Here is a 20,965-nt window from a genome sequence, read left to right on the forward strand (position 1 = left end):
CGCCTAGCGCGCCCGCCAAGCCGCAAGCGTCAGGCGCGGCAGGATCGCGAAACAGCGCGCATAGCGCGGCACCATCCGCGCCGGGCTTTGCAGGGCACGCCAAAACCACTCCAAGGCCAGCATCCGCATCCATTTCGGCGCACGGCGCTGTCGCCCGGCCAAAAAGTCCAACCCCGCCCCGACAGAGGCGAACCCCACCCCCGGCGCAACCTCACGCCCGCGCGCGGCGAGCATCTCTTGTTTGGGCGCACCAAGCGCCAGAAAACACAGCCGCGCCCCGCTGTTGGCGATGGCGCGCAGGGCGGGAACCGCCTCGGCGCTTTCGGGGTCGAAGCCCATCGGCGGGGCGGCGATGTGGCAAATCTCCAGCCCCGGCACACGGGCCCGCAGGGCCGCTGCGGCTCCGTGAAGGGCTTCCTCATCACTGCCGAAGACCGCGATGGGCAGCGATTGCTCGGCGGCCATTTCGCAAAGCGGGATGATCAGATCAGAGCCGGGCATCAAGGCAACCGGTTGTTTGGCCAGTTGCGACAGCCAGACCACGGGGCGGCCATCGGCCACGATCAGATCCTGCGCGTGATAAGCGGCGGCGAAGCCCGCATCGCGGGGCAGTTTGGTCAGATGGTCGAGGTTGAGCGTGGCAAGCGCGAATCCTTGGCCCTTGGCAAAGCGCGCGCGCAGGGCCTGAAACAATGCGGCCCTTGTTGCCACATTAACCACCACCGCGGCATCGCCCTTGCCATACTTCATACCGCGCGCCTCGCCTTTGGGCTGCCACAGACAGGCGCAAGGGGGGAGGGTGCACGCTTTATGTAATTGATTTCACATGCCATCTATCAACCACGCCCGTGCCAGATTGAACCTGCCGCAAAACTAGCGGGATGACAGGGGCGGGGCCAGATGGTATTTTCGCCCCGCCCCATCCTGCCGCGCATTCGCTCGGCTTTTGCGAAGGACATCATGCCAAATCCCGTCGCCTATCTGATGCTGCTGATCTGGCCCTTCGTCTGTCTGGGTCTGTTTCGCAACCTGCCGCTGCAGCGGGCGCTGATCTGGTCGATCTTGGGGGGCTATCTTTTCCTGCCGCCGCTGGCCGAATTCAACCTGCCGCTGGTGCCGGGCCTCGACAAAGTGTCGATCCCGAACCTGAGCGTTTTGTTGATCATCTGGCTGGGCACGCAGGAGAAACTGCAGCTTTGGCCCGCCTCTCGTTTGGCGGGGTTCTTGGTGGTGGGGCTGGTCTTTTCCGCTGTGCCCACGGTGCTGACCAATGGCGATCCAATCCTGTTTCAGGCAATCCGAGGGTTTGAGCCGATCCTCTTTCCGGTGGACGCCCTGCCGGGTCTGTCGATCCGCGACATCGGGTCGGTCCTGATCGGCCAGATGCTGATGCTGGTGCCCTTCTTGCTGGCGCGACAGTTCCTTGCGGACGAAGAGGGCCTGCGCGAGTTGTTGCTGGCCTTCATGATCGGCGGCCTTATCTATTCCGTGCCCTCGCTCTTTGAAATTCGTTTTTCACCGCAGCTTAACACATGGATCTACGGCTTCTTTCAGCACTCCTTTGAGCAGATGATGCGCAATGGTGGCTTCCGACCCATCGTGTTTCTGCCGCATGCGCTGTGGCTGGCGATTTTCATGTGTATCGCGTTGTTGTCGGCGGTGGCGCTGGCGCGGCAGACCCCGGTGATCGACCGTTGGAAAATGCTGCTGTTGGCGGCTTATTTGGGCGTTGTTCTGCTGCTGTGCAAAAGCCTTGCTTCCATCGCCTATGCGCTGCTTTTGGTGCCGATGGTGCTGCTGACCCCGGCGCGCTGGCAGATCCGTCTGGCAGTGGTCTTTGCGGCGGTGGCAGTGATCTATCCGATGCTGCGCAAAGCCGGGTTGGTGCCGCTCGATGCCATCCTCGCACAAGCCGAGGCGATCAGCGCGGACCGGGCGCAGTCGCTTGGCTACCGGTTCATGAACGAAGAGCGACTGCTGGCGCGGGCCGCTGAAAAGCCGTGGTTCGGCTGGGGTGGATGGGGTCGCAACCTGATTCGGGATGCGACCAACGGCAATATCCTATCGATCCCGGACGGCCGCTGGATCATTGTTTTCGGCACTTTCGGCTGGGTCGGGTACCTTGGCGAAATGGGTCTTTTGGCGCTGCCGATCTTTCTGATGGGGCTACACCTTTACCGACAGGGGGATGCGGGCCTATCCCCTTGGATCGCGCCGCTGCTTTTGATCCTTGGCATTACCATGATGGACATGTTGCTTAATGCCACGCTGACGCCGCTTACTTGGCTCACGGCCGGGGCGATCCTCGGTCATGCCGAGGGGCTGGCGGCGGCGCACAGGGGGCAGACTGGACTTGATGCCAGCGCAAATCCCGCGCTGCAGGCAAAGCGGACGGTTTTCTGAACCGGGTTCTGCTCACTGTTCCGTGAAGTGATTTTGTCCGGAATAGACCCAAGTGCACATTCTGGGCTCATTTTTGACAGATTTTCCTGTTGTATGCTGCACCCGAAGCTTAAATTGAACCTTGAAGGCTCATCACTGTAATCGAACGGGCGATGGGACATGTGTCGCAATGAACAGCACAGACAAAATTCTTGCACGCGATGATATCGCGATTGTCGGCATGTCGGTGAACCTGCCGGGGGCCGAAGGTGTCGACGCTTATTGGGCGAACCTGCGCGATGGTGTGAGTGCGCTCAAACGGCGCGACGCGGCAGAGCTGCGCGCTGCCGGAGAGAGCGCCGAACGTCTGTCCCGGCCAAACTACGTGCCCGTCACCGCCGAAATGCCCGGTTACGACATGTTCGACGCCGAGTTCTTCGGCTTTTCCCCAAAAGACGCCGCCATCCTCGACCCGCAGCACCGCAAATTTCTTGAGGTCGCTTGGGAGGCGATGGAGCAGGCGGGGCATATGCCCGAAAGCCTCTCTGGCCCCGTCGGCGTCTATGCGGGCTGTGGCATGGGCAGCTATTTCTATTTCAACATCTGCTCGAACCCCGATCTGGTCGATGATGTCGGCATGTTCCTGCTCCGGCATACCGGCAATGACAAAGATTTCCTGTCGACCCGGGTCAGCCATGTGCTTGACCTCAAAGGCCCGTCGATCAACCTGCAAACCGCCTGTTCGACCTCGCTGGTGGCGATCCACTATGCCGCGCAGGCGCTGCGGGCGGGTGAAATCGACATGGCACTGGCGGGCGGGGTGACGATCGAACTGCCGCAGGGCAGGGGCTATGAATTCAAAGAGAACGAAATTCTCTCCCCCGATGGTGAATGCCACGCCTTCGACCACCGCGCGCAGGGCACCGTCTTTGGCTCTGGCGCAGGGGCGGTGGCGCTGCGGCGGTTGGAAGATGCCATTGCGGATGGGGATCCTATTTGGGCGGTCATCAAAGGCTCGGCAGTCAACAACGACGGCGCGGCCAAGGCGGGCTATCTGGCCCCTTCGGTTGATGGGCAGACGGCGGCCATTGCCCGCGCGCTCGACAATGCAGGCGTGGCGGCGCAGAGCATTGGCATGGTCGAATGCCACGGCACCGGCACCTATCTAGGCGATCCGATTGAGGTCGCCGCCCTGACCCAAGCCTACCGGGCCGAGACGCAGGCCGAAGATTTCTGCCGCATCGGGTCGGTCAAAACCAACATCGGCCATCTCGATACCGCGGCGGGCGTGGCGGGGCTGGCCAAGGCGACGCTGGCGTTGCACCACCGGAAAATCCCCCCCTCGCTGGGCTATGAAGCGCCGAACCCTGCGATCCCCTTCGAAGGCTCGCCCTTCCGCGTGAACGACCGGCTCTATGACTGGCCCGCCCAAGCCGCGCCCCGGCGTGCCGCGGTCAATGCGCTTGGCGTTGGCGGGACCAACGCGCATATGATCTTGGAAGAGGCGCCCGCCCGCGCGGCGTCGGAAGAAAGCGATTTCCCGTTCCATGTGCTCTGCCTCTCGGGCCGGAACAAAGCGGCGTTGGACGCCAACAGCGCCGCCCTCGCGGCCCATCTGCGCGCGCATCCCGAGCAACCCTTGGCGGATGTATCCTTCACCCTCAAAGAAGGCCGTCGCGGTTTTGACAAACGTCGCGTTTTGGTCGCCGAAACCCATGAGGAAGCCGCAGCCCTTTTGGAAGGCGGCGACAGCCGCCGTGTCTTTACCCATGACCACCTTGGCCCCGAGGCTGAGGTCGTTTTCATGTTCCCCGGCGGCGGCGCGCAATATGCCGATATGGCCCGCGACCTTTATGAAACCGAGCCGGTCTTTGCCGAATGGATGGACCGGGGGCTCGACCATCTCGCGCCGCAGCTTGAGTATGACATCCGCGCGATCTGGCTGCCGGACCCCAAAGACCGCGCGGCGGCAGAGGCCAAGCTGAAACGCCCTTCGGTGCAATTGCCGCTGATCATGATCGTGGAATACGCGCTGGCGCAGCTCTGGCTATCTTGGGGGCTGAAACCCGCGGCGATGGTAGGGCACTCCATGGGCGAAAATGTCGCCGCCTGCCTTGCCGGGGTGATGCGCTTTGAGGAATGCATCGACCTTGTCCTGCTGCGCGGACGGCTCTTTGATGAGGTGCCAGCAGGCGGGATGATCAGCATCTCCGCTCCGCTGGATCAGATCACGCCGCTTCTGGGAGAAGGGCTTGATATCGCCAGCGTCAACGGCCCGGAACTGATTGCGGTCTCTGGCCCGGACGACGCGCTAAAGGCGCTGCAAGCGCGGTTGGATGCAGCCGGTCTCGACCATCAGCGCATCGCCATCGACATCGCAGCCCACTCGCGGATGCTGGACCCGATCCTCGACCGATACCGCGCTTTCCTTGCCACGCTTGACCTGCGCGCGCCGCAAATGCCCTTCCTGTCGAACCGTACAGGCAAGAGGATCACTGCGCAGATGGCAACGGACCCCGACTATTGGGTTGAACATCTGCGCAACACGGTGAATTTCGCCGATTGTATCAGCACGTTGAGCGCCGACGCGCGGCGGGTCTTCCTAGAGGTCGGACCGGGCAAGGCGCTTTCCGCCTTGGCGCAGATGAACGCGGATGTGGCGCCGGGGCAGGTGATGTCTTCGCTGCGCCACCCCGAGCAAGAAATCGCGGATGATGCCTATTTCCTCAGCGTAATCGGGCGGCTTTGGGCCTCGGGGGTCGAAGCTGATTGGGCGCAGATTTGGGGCGAGGCACGGCGCAACCGCGTGGTGCTGCCGACCTATCAATTCCAACGTGCGCGTTATTTCATCGAACCGGGAGAGGCCGCGACCCGCCCCGCAGAGCAACCGCTGCAACGGCTGGACGACATCAGCGATTGGGGCGCGCTGCCGCATTGGCAACCGCGCTACGCCGAAGGGGATATGGCGCTCTCCGGCCCGGTGAACTGGCTTGTCTTCGCCGATACGGCGGGGCTGGGGGCCGAGGCCACCGCGCAGTTGCGGGCCAAAGGGCATCGCGTGGTGCAGGTCGCGGCGGGGGATGCCTTTGCCCGCGTCACCATGGATCACTTCACGCTGGCCCCCGAACAGGGACGGTCGGGTTATGACCAGTTGATCGCGGCGCTTCAGGCCGAAGGGCAAATGCCCGACCGGATCGCGCATTTCTGGCTGACCGATGATCAGGTCGCCCCGCGCCCCGGCTCCAGCAGGTTTGACCGCAATATCGAACAGGGGTTCTGGAGCCTGACGTGGCTCGCGCAGTCCTTGGCCGAGGCCGAGATTGACGCGCCTTTGCACCTTAACGTCTTCACCACCGGTGGGGCGCAGATCGCGGAAGAGGGGCTGGCATATCCCGAAAAGGCGCTGATCTCTGGCCCCGTTGGCGTCATGGCACGAGAGGTGCCGGGGCTAACGGCGAGCCAGATTGACCTGCCCGTCGCATTATCCGTGGCGCCGGCAAGATGGTTCGCGAAGCCAGCTGACCCCGCGCCGGTAATTGATCCCGGTGACCTGATCGAAGAGCTTTTGGCCAGCCCGGCCAACCTTCAGGTCGCCCATCGTGCTGGGCGCCGCTATGAACTGGGCTACCGCGCAGCCAGCCTACCGCCAAGCGATTTGCCGAGGTGGAAGCCGGAGGGACATTACCTCATCACCGGTGGTTTCGGGGGCATCGGCCTGACCCTTGCCGCCGACATTCTTGAGACGCCGGGCACCCGCGTCATCCTGCTGAGCCGCGCTGCGCTTCCGATGCGCCACGAATGGGACAGCTACCTTGCCAGTCACGGCCCTGCCGATGCCACGGCCCGCCGCCTGCGTGCCGTGCTGCGACTTGAGGCACAGGCGGCGCAGTCGGGCGGGGCGGTCGAAGTGGCCCGCGCGGATGTCACCAACCTTGCGCAGATGCGCCGGGTGATCGACGATCTAACCGCCCGCCACGGGGGGCTGACGGGGGTGATCCATGCCGCCGGGGTGCTGGACGATGCGCCGCTCTTGGCCAAATCCGACGCAGGCATCGACGCGGTGCTGGCCCCCAAGGTGCAGGGGCTGCGGATCTTGGACCAACTGCTGCCTGATGGCGCGCTTGACCTGATGGTGCTCTTTTCCTCGACCTCTACCGCCAGTCGCGCCGCGGGGCAGGTGGATTATGTGGCGGCGAATGCCTGGCTCAATGCCTTTGCGCAATCGCGGCGCGGCGCGAAGACCCGCGTGGTCGCAGTGAACTGGGGCGTCTGGGCCGATGTGGGCATGGCCGCTGACACGCTTGCGGGGGGCGGTGCCGTGGCGCTGCCTGCCCGCGCGATCAATGCGGCGCTGCTTGAAACCGCAGGGTCGGGCGACAGCGGCGCACCGGAATTCACCACCGAGATCGCCACCTCGCATTGGCTGCTCGACCAGCACCGCACCTTGGATGGCCGCGCCATCATGCCGGGGACAGGCTATATTGAGCTTTTGGCCGAGGCGGCGCAGGCTCAAGGGCTGCAGGGGTTCACGCTGCAAGACGTCTATTTCTTGCGTCCCCTGCCGCTGGTCGATGGGGCACGGCGCAAGATCAAGATCACCCTGACCCCCGAGGGAGCAGGTTTCGCCGCCGAGTTGCGTAGCGCCTGTGTGGTCAATGGCAGGCCCGCGTGGCAGTTGCATGTCCAAGCGCGATTGACCCCCACGGGGCGCACGGCCACCCCTCTCGATCTTGCTGCTCTCGCGGCCCGTTGCAAGGACGTGGCCGAGGCCGCGCCCGGGGGCCGTCTGCCCGCCGTTCAAGAGGCGCATCTGAAATTCGGCCCGCGCTGGCATGTGCTGCACCGCACCGCTCTGGGACAGGGTGAGGGGCTCGCCGCGCTACGACTGCCCGAAGCCGCGCAGGGCGATCTGACCGATGGCTATGTGCTGCACCCCGGTCTGATGGACATCGCCACCGGTTGGGCCATGGCGCTGATCCCCGGCTATGCCGCGCGTCACCTCTGGGTGCCGCTGTCTTATGGTGAGATCACGCTTCACGCGCCGCTGCCTGCCGAGGTCCGCTCGCACGTCCGGCTCGCCGAAGGATCGGCGGCGGAGGGCTTGGCCCGGTTCAATGTGACGATCACCGATGCGCAGGGAGCGGTCCTTGTCGATGTGCGCGATTTCGCGATGAAACGGCTCGAAGGGGCCTTTGCCGAGGTGCCGCCGCCCGACGCCCGCGAAGTGGTCTTTGAGGATGCCCAAAGCGCCGACAGCCTCAGCCCCGCCGAAGAGCGTTTGGCCCGTCTGGTGCGCCAAGGTATCCGCGCGCAGCAAGGGCCAGAGGCCCTGCGCCGTGCGCTGGCGCTGGATGCGCCACAGGTCATGGTGTCCTCGCTGCCCCTGCAGACATTGATTGCCCAAGCCGAGGCGCCGCTGACCGATGCCTCCGCTCAGGGGCAAAGCTTTGAGCGGCCCGATCTTGACGGTTCTTTCGTCGCCCCACGCAATGGGATCGAAGAAAAGCTGGCCGAGATTTGGTCGAACCTTTTGGGCGTTAGCCCGGTGGGGGTTGAGGATAGTTTCTTTGACCTCGGCGGGCATTCCCTGATCGCTGTCCGTCTGTTTGCGGCGGTCAAGCGCGAGTTCAAGGTGGAATTCCCGATCTCCGTTCTGTTCGAGGCTCCCACGATCGCCAAATGCGCAGCGCTCATCGCGGCGGAGCGCGGAGATTTGGCGCAGACGGAGGCGGCTGATACGGCAGCGGCGGCCCCGCAGCAGCGCTTTGACCACCTTGTACCGCTCAATCAATCGCCGCAGGATGCAACGCCGCTTTTCGTGGTGGCGGGGATGTTCGGCAATGTGCTGAACCTGCGCCACCTTGCCTTGCCCTTTAGCGGCGAACGGGCGGTCTATGGTGTGCAGGCCCGTGGGCTGATCGGTGACGCTGCCCCCCACGAAGAGGTGCAGGCCGCTGCGGCTGACTACATCGCCGAGATCCGTGCGTTGCAGCCCCAAGGGCCCTATCTGCTGGCCGGATACTCTGGCGGCGGGATCACGGCCTATGAGATGGCGCAGCAGTTGCAGGCGGCAGGGCAAGAGGTGGCCGTTCTGGCGATGCTCGACACGCCGCTGCCCGTCCGCCCGACGCTCAGCAAGATCGACAAGGCGCATATCAAATTGGCAGAGCTGCGGCGTAAGGGTCCAGCCTATCTGCTTGAATGGGCGCGCAACCGCTGGGCGTGGGAGCGCGCGCGCCGCCGGGGGCCTCAGGAGGCGGTCGGCGATGGCGAGGGGGGGGCTTCCTTTAACAGTCTGCGCATTCAGGCGGCATTCCTGCGCGCGATGGAGCGCTATGAAACGCCCCAGTGGGATGGGCCGATGACCCTGTTCCGCCCCCCGCTCGATCGGCATTGGGCGGTTTCTGCCGGGCAATATGTCACCGCGGAAAAAGAATATGTCTATGAGGACAACCAGTGGCGGCAATATGCGCCGCGCTTGCAGGTGATTGAAGTGCCGGGCGACCATGTGAGCATGGTTCTGGCGCCGAATGTGACCGTCTTGGCGCAGGAACTGGCCGAGGTGATCGCGGCGGCCCTGCCCAAAGGCGCAGGCCACGACCAGCCCGCTGATCAGCCTCAGGCCACGGCGGCGGAATAATGCAGCAACCGCCCCGCCTTTTGGTCATTATTCTCAACTACCGCACCGCAGAGATGACCCTGCGCGCGGCTGAGGCCGCTTCGGCCGATATGCCCCAGACCCATGCCGAATTGGTGATCGTTGACAACGACAGCGGCGACGGTTCTGCCGCGCTCTTGGCGCAGGAAATTGCCGCGCGGGGCTGGGGTGCGGGCAATCGGGTGCGGCTGATCACATCGCCCCGCAACGGTGGCTTCGGGGCGGGCAACAACCTTGCCATGCGGGCGGGGATGTCCGACGGGGCAGCGCCGGATTTCGTGCATGTGGTGAACTCGGATGCCTTCCTTGATCGGGGCTGTATCCAGACGCTGTTGGGCCACCTGCAGAACCACCCCCGCGCCGGGTTGGCCGGAAGCCATGTGCGCGGCGAGGATGATCTGCCCCATGCCACGGCCTTCCGTTTCCCTTCTGCCGTCGGAGAGTTGGAAGCCGCCGCGCGCTTTGGCCCGCTGACGCGCCTGCTGGCCGCCTCGGTCGTGGCCCCCCCCTTGCCGGAAGAGGCCGCAGAGGTCGATTGGGTGGCCGGTGCCAGTGTCATGATGCGGTGGGATATGCTGGCTGAGATCGGTCTCTTCGACGAAGCGTATTTCCTTTATTATGAGGAAACCGACCTTTGCCTGCGTGCCGCGCGGGCTGGGTGGGACTGCTGGTATGTGCCTCAGGCGCGCTGCGTTCACGTCGGCTCGGTCTCGACCGGGATGAAGGAATGGCGCCGGATGCCGCGCTATTGGTTCGACAGCCGCCACCGCTATTTCGCCAAGAACCATGGCCGCGCCTATGCCGCTTTGGCCACCTGTGCACGGCTTGCCGGGGGCGGACTGCACCGCCTGCGCTGCCTGCTGACCGGACGCCAGCCAGAAGACGCCCCCGGTTTCTACCGTGATCTCGCGGCCCATGCGCTCACCGCGAGGCGCGCGGCCCCCGCCGTCCAAGACCCAAGCCGTAGCCCCGCCACGGAGGACCGCTGATGACCGCCAGTTTCAAGACAGAACCGTTTTCCGCGCTCTTGATGGGCGACGAATCTCTGACCATCGCCTGCGGTGACATGCTGCTGGCGGGCGGTCATCGGATCGCCGCCGTGATCACCCGAGATGACGCAGTGCGCGCTTGGGCCGAAGGGCAGGGGCTGGTCCTCTGCCGCGATGCGGAAGATCTGCTGCCCATGGGTCTGGCCGTCGACTGGCTTTTGAGCATCGCCAACCTGCGGCTGATCCCTCAGACGGTTCTGGCCCTGCCCACACGTGGCGCGGTCAATTTCCACGATGGGCCCCTGCCGCGCTATGCTGGACTGAACACACCCGCTTGGGCAATCATCAACGGTGAGGCGCAGCATGGGGTCAGTTGGCATCTGATCGAGGCGGGCGTTGATACCGGCGACCTGTTGGCGCAGCGAGAGGTAGAGATCGCGCCCGATGAGACGGCCTTTAGCCTCAACTCCAAATGCTACGCCGCCGGGATGGAAAGCTTTGGCGCAGTGCTGGCCCAGTTGGAAAGCGGCAAGCTGCAGGGCACGGCACAGGACTTGAGCCAGCGCAGCTATTTCGCGAAGGACAAGCGGCCCGAGAACGGCGGGCTGATCGACTTTACCAAGACCGCAGGAGAGATCAGCGCGCTGGTCCGTGGCTTGGATTTCGGGGCCTATTGGAACCCCTTGACCACGGCAAAACTCGCAGGCGCGGCGGGCACGGCAGGCGCGGTGCTGGCCGTTTCCCGCTTGGAGGTGCTGGCGGGCCAAGGCGGCACCCCCGGCGAGGTTGTCGATGTCGACAGCACGCGGGTGGTCGTGGCGGGGCGCGATGCCCATATCGCCTTCTATGATCTGCGCGATATGGCGGGTGAGAGTATTGCTCCGGCCCAGTTCTTTGCCCCCGGTGATAGAGTGCCCCAAACGGCGGGCAGGGCTCCGGCCTCGGCTGAGGAGGCACATTGGCGGCGCGCTTTGACCGGGTTTGACGCGCTGCCGGTCCCCTTGGCCACCGCATCTGAAACGGCAGCGACATGGGCAGAGCGAGAGATCGCGCTGCCGCAGGGGAGTGACCTTTCGCAGCAGGCCGCAGCCGCAGCACTCGTCGCGCTACGCAGCGCCGGGGCAACAGAAGGCGGCATCGCCCTCAGCCGCGAAGGAAAACCCGCGCCGCTGATCGCCGATTGGCTGCCGATCACCATCGCGGCAGAGGCGGGTTTGCCTGTGGCGGAACTGATCGCACAGGTGGAACCACAACTTGCCCGCGCGAAGGGTGCGGCAGGTTTCGCGCGTGATCTGCCGCTGCGCGACCCGGCGATTGAAGCGCTTGGGACACCGGATTTTGCGTTGTCCTTTGACAGTGAACCGCTCGCGGGCGCGGCGCTGACCCTTTGCCTCGGGGCGGGGGGCGCGCGCCTCTTTGCCGACAGCACCCGGCTCTCTGAGGCCGCAATCGACCTCCTCGTCGCGCGGTTTGAGGCGGCTTTCGCCAAGATATCCGAGGCTACGGATTGCGGCACCCTCTGGGCCCTTCCAGAGACCGAGACGCAGCTTCTGACCCGCGTCAACGCGACGACGCGTGACTATGAACCGCTCACCATCCATGCCGCTTTTGAGGCGCAGGTGGCACGCACACCCGAGGCCCCCGCACTGGTGTTCGAGGGAGAGACGCTTAGCTATGCCGCGCTGAACGCCCGTGCCAACCAATTGGCGCATGTGCTGGGTGACATGGGGGCCGGGCCGGGGATGCCGGTGGCGCTCTCCGTTGCACGGGGGGTGGACCTGCTGGTGGGCACGCTTGGCATCCTGAAAGCTGGCGCCGCCTATGTGCCGCTTGATCCGGCCTATCCGGCGGACCGTCTGGCACATTACCTTTCAGACAGTGGCGCTGCGGTTGTGGTCACGCAATCGGCCCTTTCCGCCAGCCTGCCCGCGCAAGACGCGCAGGTGTTGGAGCTGGACCGCGACCCGCGCCTCGCCACGGCTTTGGACATGAACCCTGCCGCCAGCGTCGGGCCGGATGACCTCGCCTATCTGATCTATACCTCCGGCTCGACCGGGACCCCCAAGGGCGTGATGGTCAGCCACGGCAATGTGGCGAATTTCTTTGCCGGGATGGATGACCGGATCGATTATGAGGCGGGCGCTGTCTGGCTCGCTGTCACCAGCCTCAGTTTCGACATCTCGGTGCTGGAACTGTTCTGGACCCTCGCGCGGGGGTTCAAACTGGTGCTGGCGGGCGACGATAGCCGGGCGCTGATGTCGAACGGGCCGATTGCCACCAGCGACCGCAAGATCGACTTTAACCTGTTTTACTGGGGCAATGACGACGGGGTCGGCCCCAAGAAATACGAACTGCTGCTGGAAGGCGCGCGGTTCGCCGATGCCAACGGTTTCAACGCGGTCTGGACGCCCGAGCGGCATTTCCATGCCTTCGGCGGCCCCTATCCGAACCCCTCTGTCACAGGCGCTGCCGTGGCTGCGGTGACGCAGAACCTTGACGTGCGGGCCGGGTCTTGCGTCGCCCCGCTGCATCACCCCGCGCGGATCGCCGAGGAATGGGCGGTGATCGACAACCTGACAAACGGGCGCGTGGGACTGGCCATCGCCAGCGGATGGCAACCCGATGACTTCGTGCTGCGCCCGGAGAGCACGCCGCCCGAAAACAAACCTGCGATGTATGACGCCATCGACCAATTGCGCAAACTCTGGGCCGGGGAGCCGGTGGAATTCCCCCGTGCCGATGGCACGCCCCTCGCGGTGGTAACGCAGCCGCGCCCGGTCTCGAACAGGCTGCCGATCTGGGTCACCACGGCGGGCAATCCACAGACATGGAAAGAAGCCGGGGAAATCGGGGCCAATGTGCTGACCCACCTGCTCGGCCAATCGGTGGAAGAGGTGGCGGACAAGATCAAGATCTACCACGACGCCCTGCGCGGTGCGGGCCATGACCCGGCGGATCACCGGGTCACCGTCATGTTGCACAGCTATCTCGCCGAGACCCGCGCCGAGGCCGAGGAAATCGCCCGCGCGCCAATGAAGGACTACCTGCGCTCGGCGGCGGGGCTGATCAAACAATACGCTTGGGCCTTTCCGGCCTTCAAGAAACCGGCCGGCACGACGAACCCGTTTGAGATCGACCTCGAAGGGCTCTCGGCCGAGGAAATGGATGCGATCCTAGAGTTCGCCTTTCAACGCTATTTTAACGACAGTGGCATGTTTGGCACCGTGGCAGATGGGCTGGCGCGGGCCGAGCAACTCAAGCGGATCGGTGTGGATGAGATCGCCTGCCTGATCGACTACGGCATTCCCACCGACAAGGTGATGGCGGGGCTGAAGCCGCTGGCCGACGTACTGCGCCGCGCCAATGCGGGTGGGCAACCGGCAGAGGACGACCACTCCATCGCCGCGCAGATCGTGCGCCACGGCGTAACCCATCTGCAATGCACGCCCTCGATGGCGCAGATGATGGTGATGAACGATGAGGCGCGCGGCGCTTTGGCAAGGGTAAAGGCGCTGATGGTCGGGGGGGAGGCGTTGCCCGGCACGCTGTCGCGCGCCTTGCGTGCAGCGACGCCGGCACAGATCCAGAACATGTACGGCCCGACCGAGACGACGATCTGGTCAACCACCCATGTGCTGCAAGAAACCCACAGCACCACGGCCCCCATCGGCACACCGATTGCCAACACGCAGGTTCATGTCCTTGACGCCGCGCGGCAGGTGCTGCCGATCGGTGCGGCGGGTGAACTTTGGATCGGGGGCGCTGGCGTGACACAAGGTTATTGGCAACGGGCCGAGATGACCGCCGCGCGTTTCATCGACGATCCTTTCGCGGGACACGGTCGTCTCTATGGCACGGGCGATCTGGTGCGCATGGACACCGACGGCGTGCTGCATTTCGAAGGCCGCGCCGATGCACAGGTCAAGATACGCGGCCACCGGATTGAGCTTGGGGAAGTCGAAGCGCGGCTGGCCGATCTGCCGGGGGTGCGTCAGGCCGTGGCCCTGCTGCGCGATGATGCGGGGCCGGGTGGTGCGCAACTGGTCGGCTATGTGGTCACCGATGCGACGGTCGACAGCGACGCGGCGCGGCGGCAACTGGCCGCCCATCTGCCCGATATCATGGTGCCGCAGGCCATCGTAACGTTGCCCGCCATGCCCTTGACGCCCAACAAGAAAATTGACCGCAAAGCCTTGCCCGCCCCGGTCAAACGCAGTGCTGCACCTGCCACCGCGCCGCAGACGGCCACGCAAGACGGCAGCAGCCAAGCCGCCATCGCGCAGGTCTGGGGCGCGCTTTTGGGTATCGGGGACATTCGCGGCGGCGATAACTTCTTTGCTCTTGGGGGTCATTCGCTGCTGGCGGTGCAGGCGCATCGCGATATCAAGGCGGCCCTGGGGGCCAGCGCGCTGTCGATCACCGATATCTTCCGTTTCCCGACCCTTGCGGGATTGGCGGCGCATATTGATGGATTGGACGGCCAGAAAGCCGAGCCGCCCAAGGTGCCCCCAGTCGCCGAAGCGCCTGCCCGGTCCGAAACCATGTCGAAACGTCGCCTCATGCGGGCCGAGCGCGCCCGCGGGCGGGGTTGAGGTGACGACAGAGGCTGAGATCAAAACCGCAGTTCGCAGTCTGTTCGATCTGCCAGTCGCCGTTGCTGTAACACAGATCGACAGGTCCCATCCGCCATTGCTGGGGGATGAAGCCGCCATCATAGCACGTGCACGGCCCAAGCGCGTCGCCGAATTCACCGCCGGACGCCACGCCGCACGCGAGGCGATGCAGGCCCTTGGCCACCCGCCAGCGCCGGTGCTGGCCAGCCCCGACCGCGCGCCGGTTTGGCCGCAGGGCCTGACCGGTTCGATCAGCCATTCCGATGTGTGGTGCATCGCCGTGCTGGCGCGGTGCTCTGATGCGATGGCACTGGGCGTTGACATCGAAGAAGACAGCCCGCTGCCCGACGACCTGATTGCAGAAATCTGTCTTCCGTCCGAGATTACCCGCCTCGGGGGCGCTGATCTCGCCGTCGCCAAACGCATCTTCTGCGCCAAGGAGGCGGCCTATAAGGCGCAATATCCGCTCACCAAAACGCTCTTTGGCTTTGATCGGCTGGACGTCACCCTATCCACCGAAAACCCCGCTTTTGACGCGCAATTTACCCAAGACACTGAACGCTTTAAGCGCGGCGAGAAGCTGCCGGGGCGGATCGTTTCGGTGGCGGGCCACCTTGTCAGCGGGGTGGCGATTGGGCAGATTGATCGCAAAGGAGCTTGATCTCATGGTCGCACTCTCTCGCCGTGCCTTTCTGGGGGGCGCCGCTCTTGCCAGCCTCGGCGGCGGGACTTGGGCCTTACGCCGGGCGCAGGTGCAGGACAGCGCGGAACAACTCTATGCCGCGCCGCTGACCCCTCCGACGGGGCCGATGCAGGTCTACCATCTGGGGCATTCACTGGTGGGCCGAGACATGCCCGCGATGCTGGCGCAGATGGCGGGGGCGGGGCACAGCTATCACAGTCAGACCGGCTGGGGCAGTTCGCTGCGCGACCATTGGGAGCCGGATGTGCCGGTGAACGGGTTTGAGCGCTCTAATGACCATGCGCAGCACCGGCCCGCCCGGGCGGCGATCGGCTCGGGCGATTACGACGCTGTGGTATTGACCGAGATGGTCGAGATTGCCGACGCCATCCGCTACCACGACAGCCCCGACTACCTTGCCCGCTGGGCCGATCTGGCGCAGGCGGCCCGGCCCGACACCCACGTCTATCTTTATGAGACATGGCATCACACTGACGATAGCAAGGGCTGGCTGAACCGCATCGACCGTGACCTTGATCAATACTGGCGGCAGCAGGTGATCTACCCCGCGTTGCAGCAATCGGAGGTGCCCATTCATCTGATCCCCGCCGGGCAGGCCTTGGCGGCCTTTGCCCGCGCGGTCGATGCGGCCGGAGGGGTGGGCGGCATCAACAGCTTGCAGGACCTCTTTTCGCGCGATGAGCAGGGCCGCCGCGATACGATTCACTTCAACGATCAGGGGGCCTATCTTGTGGCGCTGACCCATTACGCAACGCTCTATCACCGCGACCCGGCGGGGCTGCCGCATCAGTTGACCCGTGCGGATGGTACCCCGGCTGACACACCAAGTGCAGAGGCCGCAGCACTGATGCAGCGCGTGGTCTGGGACGTGGTCCGCGCCCATCCCGACAGCGGGGTCGCGGCATGAGCGGTCTGGGCGGGCTGTTCTCGGTCTTGATGGTGGGCCACAGCCTTTTTGGGGCGGACGGGCCGGATATGTTGCAAGAGGCGCTGCGCGCCGGGGTGGGGCAGGGCGAGGTGCGCGCGCAGATCATCAACGGCGCGCCTCTGCGTTATAATTGGGACGAATCCGACCGGGCCGAGGGTGTCGATGCCCGCACGGTCTTGCCCGAAGGGCAGACCACCCATCTGATCCTGACCGAGGCGATCCCGCTGGCAAATCACACACGCTGGTCGGATACCGAAGTCTATGCGCAGGCTTTCTTTGGCCTTGCTGCGGCGGCCAATCCGACGGTGAAGGTCTATCTGCAAGAGACATGGCATTCGCTGAAAAGCGGCAGCGGAGAGGCAGTGGCCTATGACGACCACGCCCATATCCCTTGGCGCGAACGGTTGCAGAATGATCTGCCCGCATGGGAGGGGATCGCGGCGGCGGTGAGCGATGGGCGCAGCTCTGACTCGGCGACGATTGAGGTGATCCCCGCCGGGCAAGCGATGGCGCGGCTTTACGATGAAATCGCCGCCGAACGTGTGCCGGGGCTGAATGAGATCGACGCGCTTTTTGCCGATGACATCCACCTGAACGATCTGGGCCACTACTTTGTCGCCATGGTGCAATATGCCACGCTGACGGGCAAAGACCCCTTGGGCCTGCCGACGGATTTCAATGACCGTTGGGGCAAGGCGTTTGACACGCCCACCCCCGACCTCGCGCGGGAGCTTCAGCGTGTGGCGTGGGATGCGGTGCGAGAGTATCAGGGCAGTGCTGTGGTGCCGGTGCCGCCTGCCACGCGCCCTGCCGCCGCAAACAATGCACAGACCGCCCCGATTTCGCCCACCGGCCCGCCCGTGGTGCCTGAGCCTACGCCTGCCCGTGATGAGCCTACGCCTGCCCGCGATGAGCCAGCGCCCGCCCCAGATGAGCCCGAAGTGCCTGTCACGCCGGTTGCGAACACCCCGTTCAAGATCACACCGCCGCAGGATGCCGTCGCAGGCACCCGCGACATGGGCATCGGCCTTGCCGCTATCGCCGATTGGAGCGTGCAGGCCCCTTTCCTCGACCTGATGAAAACCGCCCGCCCGTGGCTTGGCCATCTGGCCGGGCGCTTTGGCGGGATGGAATATGCGCAACTGATTGAGGGTGGCTACCTTGATGCCGAAGGCTGGCCGGTGAAGATGCCCCGCGCCTTGGGCAGCATCGGCACATTGATCCTGACAGACATGCCGCCGCAGGCGACGACGCTCAAGGGCCGCTATCTGCTTCGCTTTGAGGGGCAGGGCGTGATCGAGGTCACGGGCCGGGCCGAGAATGTGCGCTATGGCAAGAACGAGGTGCGGTTCGACTATGCGCCGGGACCGGGCAGTGTCGACATTCGCATTCAGCGCATGCACCGCAGCGATCCGCCGCGCAACATCACCGTCGTGCGCGAAGACCGCGCCGTCGATTTCGACGCTGGCGCGCGGTTCAACCCCGATTGGACGCAGCATTTGACCGGGATGAAGGTGCTGCGCTTCATGGATTGGATGGGCACCAACGACAGCCCCATCGCCGCGTGGGAGGACCGCCCGCGCCCCGAGGATGTGACCTATGCCCTGCGCGGTGTCCCGGCAGAAATCATGGTCGCCTTGGCCAATGAGCTGGGGATCGACCCGTGGTTCAACATGCCGCATCTGGCGGATGATGGCTATGTGACCGCGTTCGCGACCTATGTCGAAGAGGCTCTGAACGAGGACCGCAAAGCCTATGTGGAATTCTCCAACGAGGTGTGGAATTGGCAATTCGCCCAGACCCAATGGGCGGATGAGATGGCGCAGGCCCGCTGGAATGAGGCCGAGAAGGGGATGCAGTTCTATGGCCTGCGCGCCGCCGAAGTGGCGCGCATCTGGACGGATGTCTTCGGCGGTGAGGCTGAGGCGCGGTTGCGCAATGTAATCGCGAGCCAGACCGGTTGGCTTGGGCTTGAGCGTGAGGCTTTGGAAGCCCCGCTTTACCAGGCTGAAAAAGCAGGAAACAGCGCGCCCGCCACCGCCTTTGATGCCTATGCGATCACCGGCTATTTTGGTGGGGTGCTGGGGCTGGAAGACAATGCCGAACTGGTCAAGGATTGGCTGTCGGAAAGCCTCGAATTGGCCCGCGCCGAGGGGGAGGCGGAAGGGTTAGGCGGCAGCGCTCTGGACGATTATATCAAGACCCACCGCTTTGACGCGGCCACTGCCCGTGCGGCGAAAGACCTGCGCAACGGTGGCATCAGCGGGCTTGAAAACGACACGCTTACCGACCTTATTGGCCGTGTCTGGCCCTATCATGCCGCCGTGGCGCGGGCGCATGACCTAGATCTGGTGATGTACGAAGGCGGCAGCCATGTGGTTGGCCTTGGGGCGCAGGTGAATGACGAAAGTCTGACCGCCTTCTTTCACCATCTCAATTACGCGCCTCAAATGGGTGCGCTCTATACCGATCTGATGACAGGCTGGCTGGCTGTCGGCGGGCAATTGTTCACCCATTATTCGGATGTCTATGCCCCGACGAAATGGGGGTCGTGGGGCGCGCTGCGCTATCTGGCGGATGAAAATCCGCGTTGGGACGCTTTGAACGCATGGAAGTAGCAGCAGGCGCGTTCCAAGGGGTGAGCGTGTTGATCCCCGCCCATAATGAGGCCGACTGGCTGCCCGCCTGCCTCGACGCGCTCTGCGCCGCTGACCCGGTGGCGGGGCCGGTGGAGGTGATCGTCGTGGCCAATGGCTGCACGGATGACACCGCAGAACTGGCCCGCAGAAAGGCCCCCGCGTTCGAGGCGCGAGGCTGGGCGTTGCGGGTGCTGGAACTGACCCAAGGCAGCAAGCTCGGTGCCTTGAATGCGGGCGAGGCTGCGGCGCGGGGGGAGGCGCTGGTCTATCTCGACGCCGATGTGCTGGTCTCACCGCCCTTGCTGGCGCAACTGGCCGAGGCACTGGCCGAGGATGCGCCGCGCTATGCCAGCGGGATGCCGCAGGTGACGACCTCAGGCGATTGGGTGACGCGCCATTACACGCGGTTTTGGCAGACCACCGGCTTCATGACCCATGGCGTGCCGGGGTTTGGTGTCTTTGCCATGAACCGCGCCGGGCGGGCGCGTTGGGGGGATTGGCCGGACATCATCTCGGATGACACTTTCGCGCGGCTGAACTTCCGCCCCGAGGAACGCATCGCGGTGCCTGCCCACTATTATTGGCCCATGATCGAAGGCTTCGCGCCGCTGGTACGGGTGCGGCGGCGGCAAGACATTGGCGTGGCCGAGGTCGAGCAGCTTTTCCCCGACCTGATGCGCAATGATGACGCGCATGACCAGATGCGGCCCTTTTGGCGGCGCGCGCTGGCGGACCCTTTGGGGGCGCTGGTCTTTGTCGCCGTGCGGCTGACGATCCACGCACCGGTCTTTCGCAGCGCAAACCGCTGGGTGCGGGGGCGCTAGCGGGCGGCGTCTTGCATGTGGTCCGCGAGCTTGGCCGCCTCGCGGGACACATCATGGCGCGCGAAGACCCGCGCGCGGGCGTTCGCTCCCATCTCTTCCAGCGTCGAGAGCGGCGCGTCATGCAGGGCGGTCATCGCCTCGGCCAAGGCCGCCACATCGCCTGCGGGCACCAGCCAGCCGGTCTGGCCGGGCTGCACCAATTCCGGCGTGCCCGCGATATAGGTGGCGATCACCGGGCGGGCGGCGGCCATGGCCTCCATCACCACCATGGGCAGACCTTCGGCAAAACTGGGCATGACGAGCGCATGGGCAGCGCTGAGTTCGGAGGTGACGCGCGCCTCGTCGACCCAGCCGGTCAGGGTGATGCGATCCTGCAGGGTGTGACGGGCGATTTCCGCTTCAATCGCGCGGCGCAATGGGCCGTCGCCAATCAGCGTCAGATGCAGATCGGGGTGGCTGTCGCGCAGCCGGGCCATGGCGTCGATCAGGGCAAGCTGGCCTTTCTGCTCCACAAAACGCCCGATGGAGACGAGGCGCCGCGGGCCATCCGGCAGGGCGTCGGGGGCAGGGAATTTAGCGGGCTCAATGCCGCAATGCACAACTTTGATGCGCGGCCAATCGGCTAGGTCGGCCCATCGGCAAAGCTGACTGCGCCCGAACTGGCTGATCGCCACGGCAAATGCCGAATGATGGATTTTCGCGCCAAGTGACAGCGCACGGGGGCTGTCGAATTCCTCGGGCCCATGGGTGGTGAAACTATAGCGCGGCCCGCCAAGCAGGTGGCAAAGAATCGCGACCATCGTGGCGTTGGTGCCGAAATGAGCGTGCAGGTGCTCTGTGCCGCTGCCGTCAAGCTGCGCCTGCAGATAGCACGCCTCGGCCAGATAGATCAGATGGCGGGCCATCCCCGTCTCGGCCCGGCGTGCGGCCTGCCAGACTTGGCGCAGCGCTTTGCCGAACCGGCGGGGCGAACGCAGGAGGCTGCGCAGGCTGGCATGGGCAAGGGCGGCCCCGCCAGCGGCCAGAACATAGTGGGTGCGCGCCTCTTCGGCCTTGTCCTGCGCATCGACCAGCGGCACATCGGGGCCGCGCATGGCAAAGCGCAGAACCTCATGGCCTGCCGCCTCCAACGCCGCGATCTCGCGCCGGATGAAGGAATGCGAGGGCTGCGGGTAGGTGTTGAGGATATAGGCGATCTTCACGGGGGGCGCGGCCTTGGCTTGGGGCTG

At 64.9% G+C, this 20,965-nt stretch carries 10 protein-coding genes; 8 read left to right on the forward strand and 2 right to left on the reverse strand.

Translation table 11 applies throughout. The annotated features are described in order from the left end of the window. Positions 1 to 3 precede the first annotated feature (3 nt). Positions 4 to 750 (reverse strand): WecB/TagA/CpsF family glycosyltransferase, encoded by a 747-nt coding sequence (locus J3456_RS02590; RefSeq protein WP_349578760.1) that lies wholly within the window; start codon positions 748 to 750, stop codon positions 4 to 6. Between the two features lie 150 nt (positions 751 to 900). On the opposite strand from J3456_RS02590, the gene J3456_RS02595 reads away from it, so the two are divergent. From J3456_RS02595 to J3456_RS02630, 8 genes are all read left to right on the forward strand, one after another. After that, complete coding sequence (locus J3456_RS02595) at positions 901 to 2,403, forward strand: hypothetical protein (RefSeq protein WP_349578761.1); 1,503 nt, start codon at positions 901 to 903, stop codon at positions 2,401 to 2,403. Positions 2,404 to 2,572: 169 nt separating this feature from the next. Continuing rightward, positions 2,573 to 9,022 (forward strand): type I polyketide synthase, encoded by a 6,450-nt coding sequence (locus J3456_RS02600; RefSeq protein ID WP_349578762.1) that lies wholly within the window; start codon positions 2,573 to 2,575, stop codon positions 9,020 to 9,022. Next, a complete protein-coding gene (locus J3456_RS02605; RefSeq protein WP_349578763.1) occupies positions 9,022 to 10,029 on the forward strand; it encodes a glycosyltransferase family 2 protein in 1,008 nt (335 codons plus the stop codon). Before J3456_RS02600 ends, J3456_RS02605 begins: the two co-directional genes overlap by 1 nt. Further along, positions 10,029 to 14,621 (forward strand): MupA/Atu3671 family FMN-dependent luciferase-like monooxygenase, encoded by a 4,593-nt coding sequence (locus tag J3456_RS02610; protein WP_349578764.1) that lies wholly within the window; start codon positions 10,029 to 10,031, stop codon positions 14,619 to 14,621. The genes J3456_RS02605 and J3456_RS02610 overlap by 1 nt, the downstream gene beginning before the upstream one ends. A gap of 1 nt (position 14,622) precedes the next feature. After that, on the forward strand, positions 14,623 to 15,303 hold the full coding sequence (locus J3456_RS02615; protein WP_349578765.1) for a 4'-phosphopantetheinyl transferase family protein: 681 nt from the start codon (positions 14,623 to 14,625) through the stop codon (positions 15,301 to 15,303). A 4-nt stretch (positions 15,304 to 15,307) separates the two neighbouring features. Continuing rightward, positions 15,308 to 16,252: a hypothetical protein gene (locus J3456_RS02620; protein ID WP_349578766.1), complete on the forward strand. Its 945-nt coding sequence runs from the start codon at positions 15,308 to 15,310 to the stop codon at positions 16,250 to 16,252. Continuing rightward, positions 16,249 to 18,891: a hypothetical protein gene (locus J3456_RS02625; RefSeq protein WP_349578767.1), complete on the forward strand. Its 2,643-nt coding sequence runs from the start codon at positions 16,249 to 16,251 to the stop codon at positions 18,889 to 18,891. The genes J3456_RS02620 and J3456_RS02625 overlap by 4 nt, the downstream gene beginning before the upstream one ends. Beyond that, entirely contained in the window at positions 18,882 to 19,736 is an 855-nt protein-coding gene (locus J3456_RS02630) for a glycosyltransferase family 2 protein (RefSeq protein ID WP_349578768.1), read from the forward strand. Before J3456_RS02625 ends, J3456_RS02630 begins: the two co-directional genes overlap by 10 nt. On the opposite strand, the gene J3456_RS02635 is transcribed toward J3456_RS02630, so the two are convergent. Beyond that, entirely contained in the window at positions 19,733 to 20,938 is a 1,206-nt protein-coding gene (locus tag J3456_RS02635; RefSeq protein WP_349578769.1) for a glycosyltransferase family 4 protein, read from the reverse strand. The genes J3456_RS02630 and J3456_RS02635 overlap by 4 nt on opposite strands. Between the last annotated feature and the right edge of the window lie 27 nt (positions 20,939 to 20,965).

Source organism: Sulfitobacter sp. NFXS29 (genome assembly GCF_040148765.1).
GTDB lineage: Bacteria > Pseudomonadota > Alphaproteobacteria > Rhodobacterales > Rhodobacteraceae > Sulfitobacter.

Coding starts and splice junctions, on each gene's coding strand:
- J3456_RS02590 (WP_349578760.1), bottom strand. CDS start 750: ATGAAGTATGGCAAGGGCGATGCCGCGGTGGTGGTTAATGTGGCAACA.
- J3456_RS02595 (WP_349578761.1), top strand. CDS start 901: ATGGTATTTTCGCCCCGCCCCATCCTGCCGCGCATTCGCTCGGCTTTT.
- J3456_RS02600 (WP_349578762.1), top strand. CDS start 2,573: ATGAACAGCACAGACAAAATTCTTGCACGCGATGATATCGCGATTGTC.
- J3456_RS02605 (WP_349578763.1), top strand. CDS start 9,022: ATGCAGCAACCGCCCCGCCTTTTGGTCATTATTCTCAACTACCGCACC.
- J3456_RS02610 (WP_349578764.1), top strand. CDS start 10,029: ATGACCGCCAGTTTCAAGACAGAACCGTTTTCCGCGCTCTTGATGGGC.
- J3456_RS02620 (WP_349578766.1), top strand. CDS start 15,308: ATGGTCGCACTCTCTCGCCGTGCCTTTCTGGGGGGCGCCGCTCTTGCC.
- J3456_RS02625 (WP_349578767.1), top strand. CDS start 16,249: ATGAGCGGTCTGGGCGGGCTGTTCTCGGTCTTGATGGTGGGCCACAGC.
- J3456_RS02630 (WP_349578768.1), top strand. CDS start 18,882: ATGGAAGTAGCAGCAGGCGCGTTCCAAGGGGTGAGCGTGTTGATCCCC.